The organism is Laceyella putida, assembly GCF_042665195.1.
GTDB classification, from domain to species: Bacteria; Bacillota; Bacilli; order Thermoactinomycetales; family Thermoactinomycetaceae; genus Laceyella; species Laceyella putida.
In genome coordinates, this window is record NZ_JBHTBW010000020.1 from 95,402 (window position 1) to 117,818 (window position 22,417).

The following is a 22,417-nucleotide window of genomic DNA, read 5'->3' on the forward strand; positions in this document are numbered from 1 at the left end:
TTCTGCTTCATGCAACTCCCAAGTTCAGGGCTGTCTCATCAGCCCGTCCCATGCAGTTCTACAACTCATGTTGCATGTACCCACATGGGCGGAACGCCTATTACCAGCGTTCTAGTTCCGTTTTACTCACTCTCATGATTTTACCCAGTGGGAGAGATTGGTTCGCCACTGGAACCCCATATCATGACGTACAGAGGAACAAAACCCACTACCAGTGGGATGAGCACCGCTCATGCGTTAGATTATACTGAAGATTGTTGCTCTTAACAATCCCATAAAAGGGATTACCGAGCAACGCCGACTTTCATCCCATCCTTGAAAGAGTTGGGCTTTCAGTCGGCAACTTCTGTAAGCATACGAATACATAATAAACCTAATATTTATATTTAACCACTATTTTCTTTATATATATTTTTAAAATATAATGATGTAGTTAAATCACAACAACAAAGAAAGAGGTGTGTCCGGTTTGCGCAACATTCTCATTCTTCTCAGCGCACTCCTCGCACTGTTGCCCTTTTCATTTCTGCCCAACAGTGCCCATGCTAGCAAAGATGTGATCCAAGCAGCGAAAAAAACAACGACCGACGATTTTAAAATGAAGAAATTTCATCGGATTATGGCGATGAAACAAGAAACAAAACAAAAGCAACAGAAGAAATCGAATGGAGAATCACGTTCCCCCCTGGCGGCGGACGAAGTGACCACCACCTCGGTCAATTATAAAGGACAAGCCAGCAACACCCGGCAAGACGAATATGTCTTCCAAGTTGCCAGCTCAAGCCAAGTACAGATCACGGCCAACCATACCAGCACCAAAATCGACTATCTCCTCGTGGGCATGGATGCCTCCGGGAATCTCTCCTTCTACCAAAGCGGCGACACCTTACCGGCGGGGGATTATTCGTTCATGGTCTTCGTGGACAACACTTCCGCCCTCAGCTATGACTATGTGATCAGCGGTGTCCAATTCGCAAGTGAACCGGACTTGCGCGTTCCGGCGATCACTTTCACCAGCCCGACGTTCCCGGTCAGCCGCCTGCCGCAGAACACATCCAGCCTGCTGTTCAGCGGAACGACCGATACAGAGACGGAACTGGTCAGCAATGAAACGTTCACGCAAAGCTTTATCGGCGACTTCAACTTCTCCGTTCCGCTTCACCCAGGCAACAACTATGTGGACATGCAATCGGTTACCGCTACGGGCAACGCCACCTATATCAACTTGGACCTGGTCGTTCCCGCACTCAAGCGCCTGGACGGATACAGCCGTTATGATGTGGCGGCCAATGTGTCCAAGGAAATGCCGCCTTCCGATACGGTGATTATCACCAGTGGGGGCGATGGCAAGTTTGCTGATGCGCTGTCGGGAGGTTCCCTCGCCGGATTAAACCAAGCCCCTGTCTTGCTGACGGCGCAAACCAGCCTGCCAACCGCGACCGTTTCAGAGATCCAGCGTCGTCAGCCCAGCCGCGCCATCATCATGGGAGGCGTGGGCACGGTCGACACCGCGGTGGAAACGCAATTGAAAGAGTTGGGCGTGACCACCATTCAACGCATTGACGGGGCCAACCGCTTCGCCGTTTCCGCCAACGCCGCCAGCGAATTGACCCGCATCTTGGGCGCGGAAACCAAGGATACGGCGATTATCGCCAGCGGCTTGGATTTCCCCGATGCGTTATCGGCGTCCAGCCTGACCAGTGACGCGTTGATCCCAACCTTGCTGATCAATCCAAACAGCACGTCATTGCCAGCGGAAATTGATGCGTTCCTGAAAAGCCACACCCGCATCAAAAACTTCATTATCGTCGGCGGAGTGGGCAGTGTGCCGGACGCCATCGCCACCAAATTGGACGCGTTGGGTGATGTCAAGCGCATCGATGGCGCGGACCGTTACGCCGTCAACTTAAACCTGATCAAAGAATTTGGCATGGACTTGCGCTTCATGGTCTTCGCCAAAGGAACAGACTATCCGGACGCTTTGGCGGGCGGTCCGTTCGCCGGCTCCTTGGCGCCGACGCTGTCGCCATTGGTGCTCACCCCAACATCGTCGTTGTACGCCAACCTTAAAACCTACTTGGATGCCAACCAGAAAAACATCCAGGTGATCTATCTCTTGGGGGATGAGTCTTCGATTTCCGCCAATGTCGCAACCCAATTGAACACTTACGTCGATTAAAAGAAACAGCTGTTCAGCGCCTGAACTTAAGCCTGAACAGCTGTTTTCATCCAATGACGATCTACCTTCGCAAATAAACCACCATCAGGCACTTATCCGTTTGTGAACAACTGGCAAATGGCATTTATATGTAAAGAAAATTATATCAATATTGACTTTTATCTTTCCATCCTTTATATTAGATTTAAACCCGATTAAATTTATATGAATTTATATTTTATATCCGACTAATTAACTATGTTTTATCAAGTTCACAGTTGCCATTCTCTTTCTCTTTGCTTCTGTCCTCTGGAATCAAATGACCAAAAAGGAGAGAGCCGCCACGATGAAATCATTATCCCTCACTGACGCGCAGTTGCAACAGATCATTGAGTCATTGGAAGGGTTACAATACGGTTCCGTGTTGATCACCGTGCATGACTCGCACATCATCCAGATCGACCGGACAGAAAAACGGCGATACCCTTTGGAGTCCTCCACGTCCACGCGAAACCGCGTCCCCTTCAAAAACAAAAAATAGCCAACCGTACCAACGGAGGCCCCGCAACCCATCCTGTCATGGGGGATAGTGGGGTCTTTTGCTGTATACAAACATTTCATCACAGAGGTGACTCCCTTGCGAAGATCAACCAGCCTTTCCTTCATTCTGTTGACCCTTGTTTTCGTGGTGGCCGCGCTGATTGCCGGTTGCCAACCGGATGCCGCGACACAGCAAGAGAAGCTGATCCGCATCGGGTACCAGAAGTTTGGCAGTGTAAGCATCCTCAAAGCGCGCGGGACTCTGGAAAAGCGGTTAAATCCTTTGGGCTATCGGGTTCAGTGGGTTCCCTTTCCCGCCGGGCCGCAGTTGCTGGAGGCTTTGAATACGGGAAGCATCGACATTGGCCATACCGGGAACACACCGCCCATCTTCGCGCAAGCCGCGGGTAGTTCCCTTGTCTATATCGGGGCGGGTTCTCCCAAACCGCAAACGGAAGCGATCCTTGTCCATAAAGATTCCCCCATCCGGCGGGTGGAAGAGTTGAAAGGCAAAAAAGTGGCCTTGAACAAAGGATCCAACGTTCATTACTTCCTGGTCAAATCCCTCGAAAAAGCGGGGTTGCGTTACCAGGACATCCAGCCGGTTTACCTGCCTCCCGCGGATGCCCGCGCCGCCTTCGCCAAACACAGCGTGGATGCCTGGGTCATCTGGGATCCTTACTATTCCGCCGCCGAAGTGGACTTGGGGGCAAAAACCCTCGTCAACGCGGATGGGATCACCTCCAACCGCGAATACTTCTTCGCCACAAAGGCCTTCAGCGAAAAACATGAGGCGGAAATCGACATCCTCCTGGATGAGTTGAAGAAGAGCGCCGCTTGGTTTGCGAAACATCGGCAGGAAGCCGCCTCTTTGCTCGCCAAGCAGATCGGGATGGATGTCAAGGCCGTTGATAGGGCCATTCGCCGGTCGGACTATGGCATCGAAACCTTCCAACCCGCCATCGTCTCTGATCAGCAGTTGATTGCCGACACCTTTTATGACATCGGCTTGATCCCCAAGCAGATTCAAGTTAAAGAAGCCATTTGGAGCAAGGGCATTCAAAAATAGGAAGAGGGTGTGCATCCATGAATATATTCTGGTTTATCCCGACCCATGGGGATGGAAGATATCTCGGCACCACCATCGGGGGACGTTCTGTCGATTTCGCATATATGCGTCAAATGGCGCAAGCCGTAGACCAATTGGGTTACAGTGGCGCGCTGTTGCCGACGGGACGATCCTGCGAAGACGCTTGGATCGCCGCATCTTCTTTGATATCCGTCACAGAGAACATGCGTTTTTTGGTGGCGGTGCGCCCCGGATTGATTTCTCCCACCGCCGCGGCCCGAATGGCCGCCACCTTTGACCGGTTGTCCGGGGGGAGATTGCTGGTCAACGTCGTGACAGGGGGCGATCCGGTGGAACTGGCGGGTGACGGTCTCCACCTCGATCACGCTTCCCGGTATCGGCTCACCGATGAATTCCTCACCGTATGGCGGCAACTGATGCAGGGGGAGGAAGTGCATTTCTTGGGCGACCACCTCAAGATCGAAGCGGGCAAAGTCTTATTTCCACCGGCGCAGAACCCCTATCCCCCTTTATACTTTGGAGGTTCATCCTTGGCGGGGCAGCATGTGGCCGCCAAACATGTGGATGTCTACTTAACTTGGGGGGAACCCCCGGCGCAAGTCGCCGATAAAATCGGCCTCGTGCGCCAACTGGCCGGTGAACAGGGAAGAACGGTCCGTTTCGGCATTCGCCTCCATGTCATCGTGCGGGAAACAGACCAAGAAGCGTGGGAAGCCGCCAATCGTCTGATTCGTTATGTGGATGATGAAACGATTGCCGCTACGCAAAAGATATTCAGCCGATATGATTCGGTTGGTCAACAGCGCATGGCCCAACTCCATCAAGGCAGTCGGGCGAATCTGGAAATCAGCCCCAACCTCTGGGCGGGGGTGGGGTTGGTTCGTGGCGGGGCGGGCACGGCCCTGGTGGGAAGTCCCGAAACCGTTGCGGAACGAATGAAAGAATACGCCGCCTTGGGGATCGACACGTTTATCCTGTCCGGCTATCCCCATCTGGAAGAAGCGTACCGGGTAGCGGAAACCCTCTTTCCCCTTCTTCCTTTCACGCCACATAAAAGCAATTTCCTGTCTTCCATCCATCAACCGCGAGGGGAACTCATGGCCAATGACATTTTTCCGACGCAAACAGGGGGGATTCGATGAACATCCTCATTCTGCTCCGGCGCGCGGGAAAAGCGCTCATCCCCTGGAGCGTCCCGGTCCTCTTGATCCTTGTGTGGCAAAGCTTAAGCCATATCGGCTGGATCTCCAATCAGACGTTGCCCGAACCGCTGGCCATTGTCAAAGCGGCCATCCAGCTCTCCGCCTCGGGGGAGCTTCCCCATCATATCGGGAACAGCATGCACCGCGCTTTGCTTGGCCTCCTCATCGGCGGCTCGATCGGGCTGGCGCTCGGCCTGGTCAACGGGCTGTTCACCCTGGCCGAGAAATTCCTGGACACCACCGTGCAAATGCTTAGAAACATCCCGCATCTCGCTCTCATTCCCCTGGCGATTTTATGGTTCGGGATCGGAGAAGAAGCGAAGTTGTTCCTGATCTCTCTGGGCGTGTTTTTTCCCATTTATCTCAACACCTTCCACGGCATTCGCTCGGTGGAAGCCGACTTGGTCGAAATGGGTAAAAGTTATGGGTTGGGACAGAGGGAGTTGTTTTGGCACATCATCTTGCCGGGTTCCCTTCCCTCCATTTTGGTCGGCCTCCGTTATGCCCTTGGCATCATGTGGCTGACCCTCATTGTGGCGGAAACCATCGCGTCTGACACCGGGATCGGATATATGGCGATGAACGCGCGTGAATTTATGCAGATGGATGTTGTCGTGTTAAGCATCTTGATCTATGCCCTTCTCGGCAAATTGGCGGACACCTTGGCCAAAGGACTGGAAAAAGCCTGCTTGCGATGGCGGATCAGCCGCACAACCTTACACTAGGAGGAAGGTCATATGAGCCGCACAAACCAAGGCATTGCTCTCACCATCCGGAAAGTGAAGAAACAATACGGACAACGGCAGGTTTTGCATGAAGTGGACCTTCAGGTAAAGTCAGGGGAATTCATCGCCATTGTGGGCCAATCCGGTTGTGGCAAAAGTACGCTGCTGCGCTTGCTGGCGGGCTTGGAAAGACCCACGGCGGGCGAAATCCTGCAAAACGGCCAGCCTCTTAAGAAAATCAACGGCATGGCGAGAGTGATGTTTCAAAATCCACGCTTGCTGCCATGGAAAACCGTATATGGGAATGTGTCCCTTGGCGCAAGGCATATCCAAACGAAAGAAGTCAAAAAAGCGCAGATTTTAACCCTCTTGGATCGTGTGGGATTAAGAACCCATGCCGATGATTGGCCTGCGACTCTCTCCGGCGGGCAACAGCAGCGGGTCGCTCTCGCCCGCGCCCTGCTCAGTCGCCCCCCTCTCTTGTTGCTGGATGAACCCTTGGGCGCCCTGGATGCATTGACGCGCATGGAAATGCAGCAACTCATTCTTCAGCTGTGGCAAGAACATCGCTTCACCGCCTTGCTGGTTACGCATGATGTGGAAGAAGCGGTGGCTATGGCGGACCGTATCATTTTGTTGCGGAACGGAAGAGTCGCGTTGAATGCGCCGATTCCCCTTCCGCATCCCCGCCAACGTAGCCAGCCGGAGTTTGCCCAACTCGTTGGGGAGATATTGAGCGAAGTCATGAATCCCGCTTCCCTCGCTCATCAATCCCTGCAAAGAAAGGATGAGCCCGATGAGTTACATCAATCTGAAAGAGAGATATTTTCTGGCCAAGAAACTGATGAGATTGTTAGATCACTCACGGCAAGAACGTTCTTTGATCGCATCCATTTTAAATAAATTCGGTTGTCCCGACATCTTCCTCACCACAGAGGAAACCCGCTTTTTGAAGAAGCAAATCCATGTGTATCTCGATGAAGCCATGGAAAGCCGCGATGATTACCATATCGAGTTCCTCAGCCAGTTACAGAAGAAAATATAGCGAACGAAGACGAGGTGCCATTGTTAAGAATCGGCACCTCGTTTTGTCTTGTCACTGCTCTTTGCTTTTTTCAAAGATCAACTTCATATCGGGAGTGATTCCGCCATTCTGGGCGTAGGTGAAATTTCCCGCTCATGAGGCTGATGCCCAGTCCCGCATGTATTCTCCACATTTATAAAAATTGAAAACATGACTTGAAAAACTTTCCCACTCCCTTCGAACCTTGAAAAGCAAGGGGCCCCTTGGGGCATCCTAAGTGTCAAAAAGGATCCCTTCATCTCAATCAATCTTGTCTTGACGAGACGGGTAAACCTAACGATAAAATGGTCTTATGCCTTTATCAATCCATTGAAGGAGATAAAAAATGGTTTCGAAAGAAAGCAACTTGCGCTTGGTCGTCATCGGCTTGATGATGGCCATCTTGATGGCGGCCATGGACAACACCATTGTGGCGACCGCCATGGGAACGATCGTGGCCGAGCTGGGCGGATTGGACAAATTCGTCTGGGTTACTTCCGCCTATATGGTGACGGTGATGGCCGGAATGCCGATTTTCGGCAAGTTGTCCGATATGTACGGACGCAAGCGCTTCTTCCTCTTGGGTCTGGCCGTTTTCCTATTGGGCTCGATCCTGTGCGGAACGGCCCAAAGCATCGTTCAGCTCAGCATCTACCGGGCGATTCAGGGGATTGGCGGGGGCGCATTGATGCCGATTGCCTTCACCATCATCTTCGATATCTTCCCACCTGAACGGCGCGGCAAGATGACCGGACTCTTGGGTGCGGTATTTGGCGCATCCAGCGTATTCGGCCCGCTCCTGGGCGCTTACATCACCGAATACATCAGCTGGCACTGGATTTTCTATGTAAATGTTCCGCTCGGCTTGGTCTCGATGATCCTCATTCTGGTGGCGTATAAAGAATCGCCTGAGTACAAAGAGCAAAAAATCGACTGGTGGGGCGCGGTTACGCTGGTGGTCGCGGTGGTTAGCCTGATGTTTGCCCTGGAATTGGGCGGCAAGGAGTACGCTTGGGACTCGGCCCAAATCATCGGCTTGTTCGCCGCCTTTGCGGTCTTCTTCCTGATCTTCATCTATGCGGAAACGAAAGCTTCCGATCCGATCATTTCTTTTTGGATGTTCAAGCGCCGTTTGTTTGCCGCATCGCAAGTGATCGCCTTCTTATACGGCGCAACCTTTGTCATCTTAACCGTCTTTATCCCGATTTTCGTGCAAGCGGTGTATGGCGGTCCCGCCACAAACGCCGGTCTGGTATTGACCCCCATGATGTTGGGTTCGGTGGCGGGGAGCGCAATCGGCGGGGTGTTCCAAACCAAATTCCGCTTCCGCTCGCTGATGGCGGTTTCGATCATCGTTTACTTCTCCGGGATGGTTCTGCTAAGTACCCTGACGCCCGATACGGCACGCTGGTTAGTGACCGTCTATATGATCCTCGTCGGCTTTGGTGTGGGATTCTCTTTCTCGCTCTTGCCAACGGCATCGGTACACAACATGGAACCCCGTTACCGCGGTTCGGCCAACTCGACCAACTCGTTCTTCCGCTCGCTCGGCATGACGTTGGGGGTTACCATTTTCGGCTCGATTCAGAACAAGGTGTTTACCGACAAGCTGGCGGAAGCCTTTAAAAGCATGCAGGGCGCACCTGGCGCTCCAGGGATGAATCTGGCCCATATCGAGGATCCACGGGCCATCTTCGAAGCGAGCCAACGCGCTAAGATTCCCCCGATGATCCTGGACAAAATCGTTGACGCCCTGTCCGCTTCCATCACCTACACCTTTCTCTTGGCCTTGATTCCGGTCGTCCTTTCCGCGATCGCCATTGCCTTGATGGGAAACAGCAAAGTGGAAACAACCAAACCTTCTTCCTGATTGGCCGGTCCAACGTTTTGGCCCCTCTTCCGCCGGGCTACATCCATTTCCCCCTTCCTTGCCCGCTTTCAGCCAACCGGCATTCCTTTGCTTGACGCGGAACCGCACCTGGCAAGGAAATGGGGCGGGGTTGTATTCCAACCCACCGCTCGATTTGTTATCCTGAATAGGAACAAAATCTTACCAGCAAAGGAGTTTATTGCGATGCTGATCACAGGCGCAATATTGCTGTGTGTCTTTCTGTGCCTTTTCGCCTTTTTCGCCACGTTCCGCTTGGGATCAACCCAGTCCCAAGCGAAGAATGAACAATACAACCGGAGCAGAAAGAAGAGCATTATTCTGCTGTCGGTCATCTATGTCATCGCCACCCTCATCGGCGTCTTATTTGTCTATCTCGTCTAGCGCGGCAAAAAAGCGAGTCTCACCAAGGACTCGCTTTTCCTTTTGGGAAAGCGTGAGACACTCAATCCGATTTCCCATTCCTTTTTAAGCGATACCAGAGAAAAAACAACAGAGCGAAGCCAACCGCGATGCCCCCCGCACTCCATAAGAACCCGTCACTCCGCCGCTCTGCTTGTGTAAGAGGCCCGGGCGACTTTGCCTTCTCGGGATGCGCAACCTTTGTCCCCTTGCCCAAGGCCTGCAAGTCCCCGCCCGCATCTGCCAACCGCTTCGTCCTGAAACAGAGGTTGGTGTACAATCCCCCTTGATTGCTTTTGGCATAAATGAGATATTCTTGATCCGGCTGAAAATCAAAACGGCACATTCCCTCTTGCGGAGGTGTTTTAATCCATATCTCCTGTCGCTTCTGTCCCTTCCACACCGTATCCACTGCCACCCGCACCGACAAATCTTCCATCCCAATCGATTTCCCTTTCACTTCGATCACTTTTCCTGTGAAAACCGCCGCACTATCCGCCAACGCTTTCTGGGGCGGCAACGGCTCGATGCAACTGCAAGCGACGGTGTGGCCGGGAAAAGCCAACAAACTTGCTCCCCAAACAAACATGGCGCATAGCCAGACAAACCTCTTGTGCATGGGACCCACTCTTTTCGGATGATTTGTTATTTATACCATAAAGACGGATTTCAGGTAAAATTGTTTCAGTTCAAACAAAAACCAAGCCACCTGGTCTCCAACACTTCAATATTTCCCAGGCAAATGAAGGCCACAACCAATCAGGTACGGCGAGGCGACATAGCGCGGAATCACCTTCAAATGGACGGTTCCGTCTCCGCGATCCATTCTACCCGGAAGGTTTCCCTTTCCTGTCGGTCGCAAAAGGGGCAGATTGACGAAGAACGGGAACGCACTTCACTTTTCCAATATCGGAACATGAAGGAAGGCAGATTATTCATGTGGTTCTCTCCCGGTACATGATATGGCACAGCCACCCATCCCATTTTAATCTTAAATAATAAATCCCCTAATTAATTCTTTTATTAAATAAATGTTTTACATATTAACAACAAAAACCCCAATCTGTTATAATACAGTTGAATTCAAAATGTTCTATCAACAAGGGGGTTGTTTATGAAAAAATCGTTTGCTTCCCTGAGTGTCGTTTTCATCCTTCTGGTTGCCATGCTTATGCCTCAGGCCACATCGCATGGTGGTTCGATCTTCCCCATCGTGATCGGGATCCCGGGCACTCCCGGTTCTGTCTACATTGGCGATGCGCCCGCCCACCCCGATCCCAATAAGCCTGTGGTTGTGTTCGTCCAAGGGTTATATAACTCAGCCAGTATCTGGTACATCTTGAATGACATGTATCAGCGCACGCGGGACGCCGGTTTCGAAACGGCCTTTGTCGAACTCCATGACGCAGGCGGCACGCCCCGCAGCAATTGGGCAAACGGCAACATGCTGGCCGATCAATTGCAACAGATCTCCGATCACTTTCACGGGAAGAAACTGGTCGTCGTCGGCTACAGCAAGGGCGGCATCGATACGCAAACCGCTCTTGTTCATTACGGGAAACACCCTTTGGTATCCAATGTGATCACGATTGGCACGCCCCATTATGGAAGCCCTCTCGCCGACCTGGCCTACAGTGATTGGGTATGGTGGCTGTCCTCCCTCATCGGAACGAGAAATGAAGCTGTCTATAGCTTGCAAACCGGCGTCATGAATTCGTTTCGCGCCCAAACCGACAACATGCCGGAAATAAATGAAAACGCTTACTTTAGTATTTCGGGAAACAGTTGGGGACCATTCTTATCCCCCACGTGGTTTGGCGGCGTCTACATGAATGTGGAGAGCGATGGCGTCGTGCCGCTTCACAGCACCATCCTCCCTTATGGCAAACACCTGCGAACCGGCAATTGGCATCATCTGTCCATCTTTCAAGGAAGTCCCACCTTCGAGGTTTTCAAACCATACCTGACCACGGAACGACTGCCCACAGCCGCTGCGGCTAAACAGGAAGACGCCCCTCCCATCCCATCCGCTAACGATGTCTACCTTACCGGGGGAGAACAGGACGGGTCCAAGGAAGAAGCCTTCCCGGTCGAACCGGGAGCAACCCGCATCACCCTCAACTGGATGAGCAGCCAACCCCTCAGCCGCATCGAGCTCATTCGCCCGGATGGCCAAGTTCAACCCGCCCAGTTCCAAGTGTCTCAAGACACCGATACCATCTTCAAAGGCTCTTGGCAACATATCGTCCAGATTGACCAGCCGCAAGCCGGCACTTGGAAAATACGCACCTCCACATCGCATAAAGCCGCCTATGCCCTGATCGTCACATTCGATTCCCCTCTGTCCGCCCAGCTTCACCTTCAGCAAAGCCGTCCTTATGCGCCTGATTTTCAACTGACCACCACAGGCACAGGGAAGAGACCCAACTTAATCAAAGAGATCCGAACAGAAGCGCAAATACAACTCATACCCGATCCGCAATCGAACAACAAGCGGGAGCGCGTCATTCTCCGCAAACGCAGCCCGATCCATCCCGGCTCCATCCGGATCCCCGCCACGAAAGGCACCTACAACATGACCATCAACATCCGTGGAGTCACCGCCACCGGCTCCCCCTTTGCCCGCACCATCGTCAAATCGTTCGTTGTGGACAAGCAGGGCCGTGTTTATGGCGGCCAATGACGCGCCGCTGCGTTTTTTGGACAATCCATCCCCTTAAGATCCATCGATCTTAAGGGGATTTCTATTCTAACGGCATTCTCCCTAGCTATTTTCATATATATTCCATTTGATGAGAAACTACCCCATCTTAAAGAATGGGCTATAATGAAGACACCCACTATCTTTTGACAACATATGATTTTGATATTTTTATTCATCATCATATCCACGAAGGGAGGCAAGCCCTGATGGCATATTATCGCAAGTGGGTCTATTCATTCGGCCTCTTCCTTTTGATTCTCTCCCTCTCTCTTTCCATTGCGTTCAGCGCGAAAGCGCTTCAATATAACCGCAAGTTGGCGAAGCGTCCCAACACCCCTGCCGCATCATACCACTTTGTCCTGATCCCGGAAGAGATGGATAATGACTATTGGCGGCTCGTGGAGAAAGGGGCGAGGGCGGCGGAAAAAAAGCTTCCTGTCTCCATCGAATACAACGGACCGGAACAGGCCGATATCGAAACCCATCTGAAAAAAATCGACATGGCCATTGCTTCCAAGGTGGATGGAATTATCACCCAAGGGTTGAATGAAAGCCAATTCACCCCTTTGATCAACAAGGCGATCGCCAAAGGCATCCCCGTCATCACCATTGATACCGATGCCCCCAACAGCCAACGGATCGCTTACATCGGCACCGACAACTACCTGTCCGGCTACCTGGCCGGCCAAGCCTTAATCAAAGGCACCCATGGCCAAGCCGTCGTCGGCATCATCACCGGCCGCTTCGACGCCGAACACCAAAAACTGCGCGTACAAGGCTTTCGTGACGCCGTCAAGCAAGCGCCGGGCATCCGCATTGCCGCCGTGGAGGAATCCAATATCACACGGATCGAAGCCGCGGAAAAAGCGAGCAAAATCCTGCACGAACATCCCGATGTGACCGCCTTTTACGGAACAAGCGCCTTAGACGCGATCGGGATTGCCCAAGTGGTCGAGGAAATCGACGACAAGTCCTTTTACATCATCGGGTTTGATACCCTTCCCGAAACACTGGACTTGCTTAAACGGGGCAAAATCCAAGCCACGGTGGTGCAAACCCCTTATGAAATGGGCTACAAGTCCGTCAAGCTCATGCTAGATATCATCAAAGGCAAACGCGTTTCAACCGTGAACCATACGGAGACCAAAGTGATTGGCAAAGAGGATCTGCCCTTGCAAGAGGCAACCGTCGAATGGAGCGTGCCGGCACCATGATTCGCATACGTACCAAAATTATGATCTATTCCTTGATTCTCGTCGTCCTGTTAAACAGCGTCGCCTTTTTTCTCTTTCATAATAGCCAGAAATCAATTGATCAGTATAATGAATTGTTGCAACGTTTTTTCTTATTGAACGAAGTGTCCCAACACACCAACAACGTTTACCAAGCACTTAACGCTTATCTTGTGGAACGGTCACCTGAACACCTGGCGCGCTACAAGCGGGAACGCCAACAGCTGAATTTGCTGCGCACCCGCCTGAAGAACCAACTTCCGCAACAGTCGATCCCCGTCAAGAATTATCAGAACTTGATCACCAGCTTCCTTGACGAAAGCGAAATCGTGATCGACGCCTTTAAAAAACAGCAACTGACCACCTATTCGACCCATCTGTCCGAAGCGCAAAACATCTCCCGCTTCATTCAGGAGATGACCTTGACGCTCATCAATGACGAATTGACCAACTACCAAACGTTTTACCACGATATGAATGAGCAACATCAGTTGTTTCAAGCGATGGGCATCTCCATCTTCGCTTCGACCATGATCTTTAGCGTCATCTTCGCCCTCTGGTTTTCTGATGGCATGACCCGACCGATCCGCCTGCTCTCCAGCGCGGCCAAAGAGATCTCGCTCGGCCACTTCGATGGGAAAGAAGTGCGGGTTACGACCAATGATGAATTTCGTTTGCTGACGGACACCTTCAACCGCATGCGCTCAAACATCCGCCAGCTTGTGCAGGAAATCAAACAAAAATCAGAATTGGACAAGTTGCTCAAGGAAATGGAATTAAAAAGCTTACAGAGCCAGATCAACCCGCACTTCCTCTTCAACACGCTCAACACGGTGTCCAAGCTGGCGTATATCGAAGGGGCGGAAAAGACCAGTGATCTGCTTCACTCCATCTCCGCCTTGTTGCGCTACAATCTGGGCGACCTGAATAAACCGACCACCTTGAAAGAGGAAGTGGCCGTCGTTCAAGAATACTTTTTCATCCAACAGACGCGCTTTGGCGAACGGGTCCAATTTTCCACTTCCATTGATGAATCTTGTTTGGCACAACCCATCCCCAGCTTAACCTTGCAGCCGCTGGTCGAAAACGCCTTCATCCATGGGATCGAAGGATATGAGACCGACGCCCTGCTCACCTTGACGATCTCCTCACATCCGGATCATGTGCGGGTGCAAGTGACCGACAACGGGGTGGGCATGGATGAGGAGACAAAACGGCAACTCCTGAGCAAAGACGCGGATCGCGTCGCCAGCGCAAGCCAAGGCGGGCACTCGACGGGCATCGGGTTTAAAAATGTTCGCAAACGCTTGGAACTGTTTTATGGTCAAGAAGATCTCGTCACCATCGAGTCGGCTCCGAACCGGGGGACGACCATCACCTTAAGACTCCCCGTTCGGCATGGGAAGGAGGAACCGCGTGATGTATACCATTCTGATCGTTGATGATGAAGGTGTGGAAAGACAAGCGCTCAACATGATCATCTCCAAACATCTGCCTGACGTCCAAGTCATCGGTGAAGCGGAAAACGGGCGCCAAGCGATCGACCTGGCCCGCCAATGCAAGCCGGATGTGATCTTGCTGGACATCAAAATGCCGGGCATCGACGGGGTGGAGGCGGTCAAGCAGATCAAGCAGGCCTTGCCCCACACGAAGTTCATCATGGTCTCCGCTTTCGACACATTTGAATACGCCCGCCAAGTCATGCAACAAGGCGTTAAAGAATACTTGCTCAAACCGGCCCGCACCGAAGAAATCGTCCAAGCCATCCGCCGCACCCTGACGGATCTGTCTCAAGAACGGGAAGCCCAAGCGGAGCAAATGCGCCTGCGGGAGCAACTGGAGCAAGCGCTCTCCTTTGAACAAGCGAAAACATTGTTTGAACTCATCAAGTGGGGGGACGTGGAAGGGGCGCTCACGCACTTTGACCGGTACTTTGAAGACTTCGTCCGCACCGTTGGCGAAAACGAACAAAAACTGAAGCAAACCATCACCGATCTTTTCAGCTTGGTCAGCTACATGTTAAAAGAATGCCACTTGGACGGGGACATCGAAATAACATGGCGCCCATCCCAATCATTTGCCGAAATCAAACAACAGACCCGCGCCGAGCTCACCCGATTGGTGGAACGGGTCACGAACAGACGCGCCCTGCACGCCCATGACCTGTTGCACAAAGCCAAACAGTATATGGATGAACATTACACCAGACCCCTGTCACTCGAAGAAGTGGCCGCCCATGTGCGGTTGAGCCCACACTATTTCAGCAAGTTGTTCAAAGAGCGGTTTCAAATGAACTTTATGGACTATCTGACCGGACTCCGCATCGAACAAGCCAAACAATTGCTGCTCCACTCCGATTGCAGTTTGAAAGAAATTTGTTTCAGTGTCGGGTATAAAGACCCCAACTACTTCAGCCGCGTCTTTAAAAAGATCACGGGCGTCAGCCCAAGTGAATACCGCCGTGGCCTCCTTCCGCAGAACGGGTGACACCTTGACAAAAAAGTGAAGAATTTCGCAACTTAGTGAAGACGATTCCATCTTTCTTGTCCCTATATTCGTGATACATTGATAATTGAAAGGGTTTTCATACGAATGTTGCATGATAAAGGAGGATCAACATGAAAAAGGCATTATCCATCCTATTGATCGGTTCATTGATGGCGACGGCGGCTGTGGGTTGTTCGGGCAATCAAAAGAGCGGAGAGAAAACGATCGGCGTCGCCATCTACAAATTTGACGACACCTTCATGACCGGTGTGCGCAACGCCATCTCCGAAGCGGCAAAAGGCAAAGTGAAAGTCGATATCGTGGACAGCCAAAATGCGCAACCCACGCAAAATGACAAAGTCGACCTCTTCATCACCAAACGCGTCAGCGCCCTGGCAATCAACCCGGTTGACCGCACCGCCGCCGGCGTATTGATTGACAAAGCGAAACAAGCCAACATCCCTGTGGTGTTCTTAAATCGCGAACCGCTCAAAGAAGATATGCAGAAATGGGACAAAGTCTACTATGTGGGAGCCAAAGCGGAAGAATCCGGCACCCTCTCCGGTGAAATCATCGCCGAATACTTCAAATCCCATCCGGAAGCGGACAAAAACAAGGACGGCGTGTTGCAATACGCGATGCTGAAAGGTGAGCCGGGCCATCAAGACGCTGAATTGCGCACCAAATACTCCATTGAAGCGGTGCAGAAAGCGGGCATCAAGGTAGAAAAACTGGCGGAAGACACCGCGATGTGGGACCGCGTGAAAGGCCAAGAGAAAATGGATGCCTTCTTGTCCGCGCACGGCGACAAAATTGAAGCCGTTTTCGCCAACAACGATGACATGGCGCTCGGCGCGATCGAAGCATTGAAAGCCAAAGGCTACTTCAAAGACAACAAATTCATGCCCGTCGTGGGTGTGGACGCAACCGCTCCCGCCCTGCAAGCGCTCGAAGAGGGAACCTTGCTTGGAACCGTGTTGAACGATGCGAAGAACCAAGGGAAAGCCACCCTGGAACTGGCCAAGGTCCTGGCTGACGGCAAGACGCCGAACAAAGCGAACACCGGCTATGAGATCACCGACGGCAAGTATGTCTGGATTCCTTACAAGAAAATCACCAAAGAAAACATGAATGAAGCGAAGTAAGCAGACTTAAAGCGAGACACGGAAAGAAAGAGACGGATCAGGCTGAAGTCTCTTTCTTTCTGCGCTCATGCGACTGTTTTGACTGAGGTTCATTCCTTCGCAAAGGGGGTCTCGATCATGACAACTCATGAATTCGTCTTAGAAATGAAGCAGATATCAAAAGAGTTTCCCGGCGTCAAAGCTCTTGACGAAGTGACCTTGCAAGTGCGTCCCGGCACGGTCCATGCCTTGATGGGTGAAAATGGCGCCGGCAAGTCCACCTTGATGAAATGCCTTTTCGGCATCTACAAACCGGACGCGGGCGAAATCGTCGTGGATGGGGAGAAAGTCCAGATCCACAACTCCAAAGACGCCCTCACCCATGGCATATCCATGATCCATCAAGAGCTTCATCCCGTCCCTTACCGCAACGTGATGGAAAACTTGTGGCTCGGGCGTTTTCCCACCAAGCGGGTGGGCTTCATCCCATTTGTCGATCACAAGCGGATGGAGCAAGCGACATGGGAACTGTTCAAGGAGATTGAGATGGATATCGATCCCCGCGCCATCGTGGGCCATCTCTCCGTTTCCAAAGTTCAGATGATCGAAATCGCCAAAGCCGTCTCTTTCCAAAGCAAGATCATTGTCATGGACGAGCCGACCTCTTCCTTGACCCGCACGGAAGTGGAGCAATTATTCCGCATTATCCGCAAGTTGAAAAGCCGCGGCGTCGCCATCATCTATATCTCTCATAAAATGGAGGAGATCCTGCAAATCTCCGACGATGTGACCATCATGCGGGACGGCAAGAAGATCGGCACATGGCCCGCCTCCGAGCTGACCACCGACATGATCATCTCCCGCATGGTGGGGCGTGACCTCACCCAGCGTTTCCCGGATCGGGCCAACCAACCCGGGGAGGTGCTCTTGCGGGTGGAAAACTTGACCTCGGCCGTGCCGCACTCGTTTGAAGATGTTTCCTTTGAACTCCGCAAAGGGGAAATCCTCGGCATCGGCGGATTGGTCGGAGCTCAGAGGACGGAACTGGTGGAAGCCCTGTTTGGTCTCGGCAAAATCAAAAGCGGACGCATCCACATCCACGGCAAAGAGGTCCACATCGCTTCCCCCGTCGATGCCAAACGCAACAAGATGGCACTCTTGACGGAGGATCGGCGGGGGACGGGCATCTTCCCCATCTTGTCGATCTTGGAAAACACCACCATCGCCAACCAGGCGAGCTATGAAACGCCAACCTTTCTCTTGGACGATAAAAAACGGCTGCAAGACACGTTGGACGGCATCACCAAGTTGAAAGTGAAAACGCCTTCCCACAAAACAGCTATTCAAAACCTCTCCGGGGGAAACCAGCAAAAAGTGCTGCTGGCCCGCTGGCTGCTCACCCAACCGGAGATTTTGATGCTGGACGAGCCGACGCGCGGGATTGACGTGGGAGCCAAATACGAGATTTACACCATCATCGCCGACCTGGCCAAACAAGGCAAAAGCATCATCATGATTTCCTCGGAAATGCCGGAATTGATGGGCATGTCCGACCGGATCATGGTCATGTCCAACGGCAAACTCTCCGGCATCCTCGACAGAGACGAAGCCACCGAGGAAAAAATCATGAGCCTGGCTACGAAGCATATGGGTTGACAGAGGAGGATCGCGAACCATGAACCAATTAAACGCCAAAAAAGTGCAAGGCTTTCTGGGGCAAAACGCCATCTACATCGTCTTGGCCGTGCTCATTGTCGGCATCGCCATCTATGACACCAACTTTTTGTCCATCATCACCCTGCGCGACATCTTGTTGCAGTCTTCCACCCGCATGATCATCGCCCTCGGGGCCGCCTTTGTCCTGATCACGGGAGGCGTCGACCTGTCCGCGGGACGGGTGGTCGGTTTCACCGCCGTCTTGTCCGCGTCGATGTTGCAGATGGAAAACTATCCACGCAAATTCTTTCCCGACCTGCCGGAAATGCCGCTGTTGATCCCCATTCTCCTGGCCATCATCGCCGGTCTCATCATCGGATTGATCAACGGGATCATCGTGGCCAAACTCAACGTGCCGCCCTTCATCGCCACGCTCGGCACCATGGTGGCCGTCTACGGCTTGAACTCCATCTACTTTGACCTGCCGCCCAACAGCTCCCAACCCATCGGTGGCCTGCGCAAAGACTTCGGCGACCTGGGAACGGGCGCCATCGGCGGTAGCACCTACTCGCTCCCCTATATCGTGATCATCGCCATCATTGTCGCCGCGATCGTCTGGGTGATCTTCAACAAAACCCGCTTCGGCAAAAACATGTACGCCATCGGGGGCAATGAACACGCCGCCAAAGTCTCCGGCATCAACGTGGCGCGCAACCTCATCGCCATCTACGCCATCGCCGGCGCCCTGTATGCCCTCGGCGGTGTCCTGGAAGCAGCCCGGACCGGCGGGGCGACCAACAACTACGGGAACATGTACGAACTGGATGCCATCGCGGCCTGCGTCGTCGGCGGCGTCTCCACCTCAGGCGGAATCGGCACCGTCGGCGGCGTTGTCACCGGGGTGCTCATCTTCAGCGTCATCAACTACGGACTGACCTTTATCGGCATCAGCCCCTACTGGCAATTAATCATCAAAGGCCTGATCATCGTCGTCGCCGTGGCCTTCGACATCCGCAAATACCTGGCCAAGAAATAAAAAAGGATGGGGGACTCCATTCCCTCATCCTTTTTCATTGCAATTATTCAGCTGCTCCACGGCTGGGAACCATGCTTATCTTCCGACAATGATTGCCCCCGCAAACCATCCCCGATCATGTAGGACTTTGAAGATATTCATCGAAGTTATATAACCCTATGAATATTCGGGATCAAATCCACCTGTTTTTTCCAAGGAGTGATCTTCTATGAATCATTGGTTCAAAGAATCAAAAACGGACATCCAGCCCAAGCACCCCAAATCAAATTGGGCCACTGGGCCCGAGGGCAAGTATGATGGGAAAATGGGAAAAGGCTATTCAGAAGCGAAAGCGGACAATTTTTTGAAAGAATCGCGTAAAAATCCTTGGGACAAATAAGCAAATAAAGGCTTGTAGAATAGATAGCCATTTCATTTTGAAATACCAGTATCTTCAGAAGGCTCCCTTTGATCGGTGGGGGCCTTTTCCATATGGCAACGGTTTGGTGTACTATGGGGACAAGTCAGAACAGAGCACAAATGGACAGGATTCATCTTGAAATCATTGTTAGAATCTATGTGAGGAGTGAAAACCATGGCATGGATTGAATCATTGCAAAAGGCGATCGATTACATGGAAGAACATTTGCTGGACAATCTAACCATCGAAGAGATCGCCAAACAGGCGAATGCGTCGCCTTTTCACTTTCAACGCACCTTTGCCCTGTTGACCGACATCTCAGTCGGTGAATATCTTCGACGCCGGCGATTGACGTTGGCCGCGCAGGAACTGTCCAGAACAGACTGCAAAATCATCGATATCGCCCACAAATATGGTTACGACACTCCCGAGGCTTTCGCCAAAGCTTTCCGCAGACAACACGGCCTGACGCCGAGTGAAGCGCGAAAGTGCAAGGGGAAGCTGAAATCTTATAACCGCCTGATGATCCAGGTGAGTCTGAAAGGGGCTGAACCCATGCAATACAAAATCGTTGAACGGGACTGTTTTCAAGTGGTAGGGATCAAGCGGGAATTTTCCTTCTGCGACGGGGAGAATCTGGTGGGCATTCCATTATTTTGGCAGAAAGTGAACGAGGATGGAACGGACGATTTGTTGTTTAAGCTGAACAACGGCCAAATCAAAGGGGTGCTGGGTGTATGCGTCGATAAAAGCGATGCGCGGTCGGAGAAAATGATGGATTATTGGATCGCCACAGAATATGAGGGGGACACACCCAACGGATTATTGAAACTGGAGATACCCGCATCCAAATGGGCGGTATTTGAAGTTCACGGCCCGATGCCCCATGCCATGCAGCAAGCATGGAAACAAATATTTTCTGAATGGTTTCCATCAAGTGGGTATGAGCACGCAGGCACACCAGAATTGGAAGTGTATACAGACGAAGATCCGTCCAGTCCTGATTTGTATTCAGAAATCTGGATTCCGGTGAAATAGAAAAACGGTTGAATCGTGGCGGTGAATTGACATGGTTTAGGGATGGCACCGGATTGCATGCAAAAAGGATGAGAGAAACTCTCCCATCCTTTTCCCTTTCATTATTCAGCCGCGCGACGGTTGCGAACCATCAACACTGCGCCACCAGCCAACAGAGCCAGACCAGCTACGGCGCCCATTGGGTAAGAAGTAGCGGTTTTTGGCAGTTTGCCGCCTTTAAGCTTCTTCACGCCCTCTTTCCCTTGCTCAGGGGTTGGTTTGGCCTCAGGCTTTTTGTCTGGATTTGGTTTAACGTTCGTATCATTCCCATCTTCTTCTACATTCAAGAAGTCATAACCAAAACCTAATTGGCAATCTTTCCCGTCGATTTTCCCTTCAAAACCAACATAAATTACGTTTTCTCCAGCTTCCAACTTGGTGATGTCCAATTCATAAGTGAAATTCACACTGTTCGCTTTCACTTCAGCTTCAACCGCTGGAGCATCAGCTTCTTCTTTACCAGCCGCGATGTACCAAGTACCTTCAGCGGTTTTGCCATCCAACTTCGCGGTCACTTTCACTTTGTTGTTACCGAGGTCTTTGATATCAGTGATGGTGATTTCATGGAAATCCGCTTCATCTGGTTCAGCTTTGCACTCTTCAGTTGGTTGCTTTGGTTTCTCTTGCTTTGGTTGTTCTGGATTGGTCGTAGCCGGTGGGGTGGTGGTGTTCGTATCTTTGCCCTCTTCACCCGTTGCCGGCTTGGTTTCTTCTCCTGCTGGCTTCTCACCGGTTTGTGTATCGGTAGCCGCACCCGGTTTTTGTTCCGTTTCCGGAGCGGTGGTCGTCGTTTCCGTTGCCGGTTTGGTTTCTACGGTATTTTCTTCAGCGAAAGCGGCGAGTGGCATTGAAGCCAATGCAAGAGCAACTGCTGCCGATGCAATAGAAATCTTTTTCATATCTATTTCTCTCCTTTGCATATTAAAAATACATTTTGTTTGAGTTGTTTACATAAAGTTATTCGTCGGCAATAGTCGTTTTTATGGTTCATTTTTAAAAGAAATTGTTTGAATGATTTGTGTCAGAGAGAAACAAGGACAAAGTCCAGTAAACACAAGGGGTTTCCTACATTGAATAGGAGAGGGGTGGGTGAATGGATCAAAATGTTCATCTGAAAACGGGACATAAACGAACAGCTTCCATCGTAAGAAGCCGACATTTTTAAAAAACATTCTGTTCATTCAACAAATCATGACAGGTCGACCATTGATCTTGGATAAGGACGTTCTGTCCAGTCGTGCAACTTGCAACCCATAAAAGGTTAAATATTCCAAATGAACAATCCATTATTCCATGTTTTGTGAGATAATGACATGGACCAACATGAACAGGAGGGTGCAGCATGGCGGATAATGAATGGGTGCTTTTTCTCTTGCATTGCTTTTTGGCTCTCTTTTCTGGCGGGGTGTTCTTCTTTTTCCTTTACTCCATGCGCAAACTCTCCTCACCCAAAGAATGGACACTCCCCATTTGGGTCGCTTTGATCTGTGCCCCCATTTTGCTTGCCTACTCCATTTTTGCAATCGTTTTTATGCTGGGCGAACCTCTCAATAACTGATGATCAGCCCGGCTCGTTTTCATTGGCAAGACACATAATAAACGTAACTTCACTATGTCGAATGAAATGCAAAAG

At 51.6% G+C, this 22,417-nt stretch carries 20 protein-coding genes; 18 read left to right on the forward strand and 2 right to left on the reverse strand.

Annotation, left to right across the window (positions count from 1 at the left end):
* Window positions 1–469: 469 nt before the first annotated feature.
* The 8 genes from ACFQNG_RS08255 (at window position 470) to ACFQNG_RS08290 (ending at window position 9,050) form a co-directional block, all read left to right on the forward strand.
* A complete protein-coding gene (locus ACFQNG_RS08255; protein ID WP_379864438.1) occupies window positions 470–2,179 on the forward strand; it encodes a cell wall-binding repeat-containing protein in 1,710 nt (569 codons plus the stop codon).
* A 325-nt stretch (window positions 2,180–2,504) separates the two neighbouring features.
* Entirely contained in the window at window positions 2,505–2,699 is a 195-nt protein-coding gene (locus ACFQNG_RS08260; RefSeq protein ID WP_379864439.1) for a YezD family protein, read from the forward strand.
* 87 nt (window positions 2,700–2,786) lie between these two features.
* Window positions 2,787–3,767, forward strand: coding sequence for a sulfonate ABC transporter substrate-binding protein (locus tag ACFQNG_RS08265; protein WP_379864474.1), 981 nt, complete (start codon window positions 2,787–2,789; stop codon window positions 3,765–3,767).
* 17 nt (window positions 3,768–3,784) lie between these two features.
* Window positions 3,785–4,930, forward strand: a complete 1,146-nt coding sequence (gene ssuD / locus ACFQNG_RS08270) for an FMNH2-dependent alkanesulfonate monooxygenase (protein WP_379864440.1) — start codon at window positions 3,785–3,787, stop codon at window positions 4,928–4,930.
* A complete protein-coding gene (locus ACFQNG_RS08275) occupies window positions 4,927–5,715 on the forward strand; it encodes an ABC transporter permease subunit (RefSeq protein ID WP_379864441.1) in 789 nt (262 codons plus the stop codon). Before ssuD ends, ACFQNG_RS08275 begins: the two co-directional genes overlap by 4 nt.
* 12 nt (window positions 5,716–5,727) lie before the next feature.
* Complete coding sequence (locus tag ACFQNG_RS08280) at window positions 5,728–6,618, forward strand: ABC transporter ATP-binding protein (RefSeq protein WP_379864442.1); 891 nt, start codon at window positions 5,728–5,730, stop codon at window positions 6,616–6,618.
* 506 nt (window positions 6,619–7,124) lie between these two features.
* Window positions 7,125–8,648: an MDR family MFS transporter gene (locus tag ACFQNG_RS08285; RefSeq protein WP_379864443.1), complete on the forward strand. Its 1,524-nt coding sequence runs from the start codon at window positions 7,125–7,127 to the stop codon at window positions 8,646–8,648.
* Window positions 8,649–8,852: 204 nt separating this feature from the next.
* The gene (locus tag ACFQNG_RS08290; protein ID WP_379864444.1) at window positions 8,853–9,050 is read left to right on the forward strand and encodes a hypothetical protein; all 198 of its coding nucleotides are present in this window, start codon (window positions 8,853–8,855) and stop codon (window positions 9,048–9,050) included.
* A 61-nt stretch (window positions 9,051–9,111) separates the two neighbouring features.
* Here ACFQNG_RS08290 and ACFQNG_RS08295 read toward each other — a convergent pair whose 3' ends face one another.
* Window positions 9,112–9,687, reverse strand: a complete 576-nt coding sequence (locus ACFQNG_RS08295; protein WP_379864445.1) for a hypothetical protein — start codon at window positions 9,685–9,687, stop codon at window positions 9,112–9,114.
* 495 nt (window positions 9,688–10,182) lie between these two features.
* Here ACFQNG_RS08295 and ACFQNG_RS08300 point away from each other — a divergent pair, with 495 nt between their 5' ends.
* The 9 genes from ACFQNG_RS08300 to ACFQNG_RS08340 all read left to right on the forward strand — a co-directional run bounded on the left by ACFQNG_RS08300 (window position 10,183) and on the right by ACFQNG_RS08340 (window position 20,745).
* Complete coding sequence (locus tag ACFQNG_RS08300; RefSeq protein WP_379864446.1) at window positions 10,183–11,751, forward strand: alpha/beta fold hydrolase; 1,569 nt, start codon at window positions 10,183–10,185, stop codon at window positions 11,749–11,751.
* Between the two features lie 227 nt (window positions 11,752–11,978).
* Window positions 11,979–12,986, forward strand: coding sequence for a sugar-binding protein (locus ACFQNG_RS08305; RefSeq protein ID WP_379864447.1), 1,008 nt, complete (start codon window positions 11,979–11,981; stop codon window positions 12,984–12,986).
* On the forward strand, window positions 12,965–14,446 hold the full coding sequence (locus tag ACFQNG_RS08310) for a sensor histidine kinase (RefSeq protein WP_379864448.1): 1,482 nt from the start codon (window positions 12,965–12,967) through the stop codon (window positions 14,444–14,446). Before ACFQNG_RS08305 ends, ACFQNG_RS08310 begins: the two co-directional genes overlap by 22 nt.
* Complete coding sequence (locus ACFQNG_RS08315; RefSeq protein ID WP_379864476.1) at window positions 14,424–15,491, forward strand: response regulator; 1,068 nt, start codon at window positions 14,424–14,426, stop codon at window positions 15,489–15,491. The genes ACFQNG_RS08310 and ACFQNG_RS08315 overlap by 23 nt, the downstream gene beginning before the upstream one ends.
* 131 nt (window positions 15,492–15,622) lie before the next feature.
* Window positions 15,623–16,636 carry a galactose ABC transporter substrate-binding protein gene (locus ACFQNG_RS08320; protein WP_379864449.1) on the forward strand — a complete coding sequence of 338 codons (1,014 nt, stop codon included), beginning with the start codon at window positions 15,623–15,625 and terminating at the stop codon, window positions 16,634–16,636.
* A gap of 117 nt (window positions 16,637–16,753) precedes the next feature.
* Window positions 16,754–18,271, forward strand: a complete 1,518-nt coding sequence (locus ACFQNG_RS08325; RefSeq protein ID WP_379864450.1) for a sugar ABC transporter ATP-binding protein — start codon at window positions 16,754–16,756, stop codon at window positions 18,269–18,271.
* Between the two features lie 19 nt (window positions 18,272–18,290).
* Window positions 18,291–19,307, forward strand: coding sequence for a galactose/methyl galactoside ABC transporter permease MglC (gene mglC / locus ACFQNG_RS08330; RefSeq protein ID WP_379864451.1), 1,017 nt, complete (start codon window positions 18,291–18,293; stop codon window positions 19,305–19,307).
* 208 nt (window positions 19,308–19,515) lie between these two features.
* Window positions 19,516–19,686 carry a hypothetical protein gene (locus ACFQNG_RS08335; RefSeq protein ID WP_379864452.1) on the forward strand — a complete coding sequence of 57 codons (171 nt, stop codon included), beginning with the start codon at window positions 19,516–19,518 and terminating at the stop codon, window positions 19,684–19,686.
* Window positions 19,687–19,881: 195 nt separating this feature from the next.
* A complete protein-coding gene (locus tag ACFQNG_RS08340) occupies window positions 19,882–20,745 on the forward strand; it encodes an AraC family transcriptional regulator (protein WP_379864453.1) in 864 nt (287 codons plus the stop codon).
* A 101-nt stretch (window positions 20,746–20,846) separates the two neighbouring features.
* On the opposite strand, the gene ACFQNG_RS08345 is transcribed toward ACFQNG_RS08340, so the two are convergent.
* Complete coding sequence (locus ACFQNG_RS08345; protein ID WP_379864454.1) at window positions 20,847–21,683, reverse strand: LPXTG cell wall anchor domain-containing protein; 837 nt, start codon at window positions 21,681–21,683, stop codon at window positions 20,847–20,849.
* A gap of 443 nt (window positions 21,684–22,126) precedes the next feature.
* On the opposite strand from ACFQNG_RS08345, the gene ACFQNG_RS08350 reads away from it, so the two are divergent.
* On the forward strand, window positions 22,127–22,342 hold the full coding sequence (locus tag ACFQNG_RS08350; protein ID WP_379864455.1) for a hypothetical protein: 216 nt from the start codon (window positions 22,127–22,129) through the stop codon (window positions 22,340–22,342).
* Window positions 22,343–22,417 lie beyond the last annotated feature (75 nt).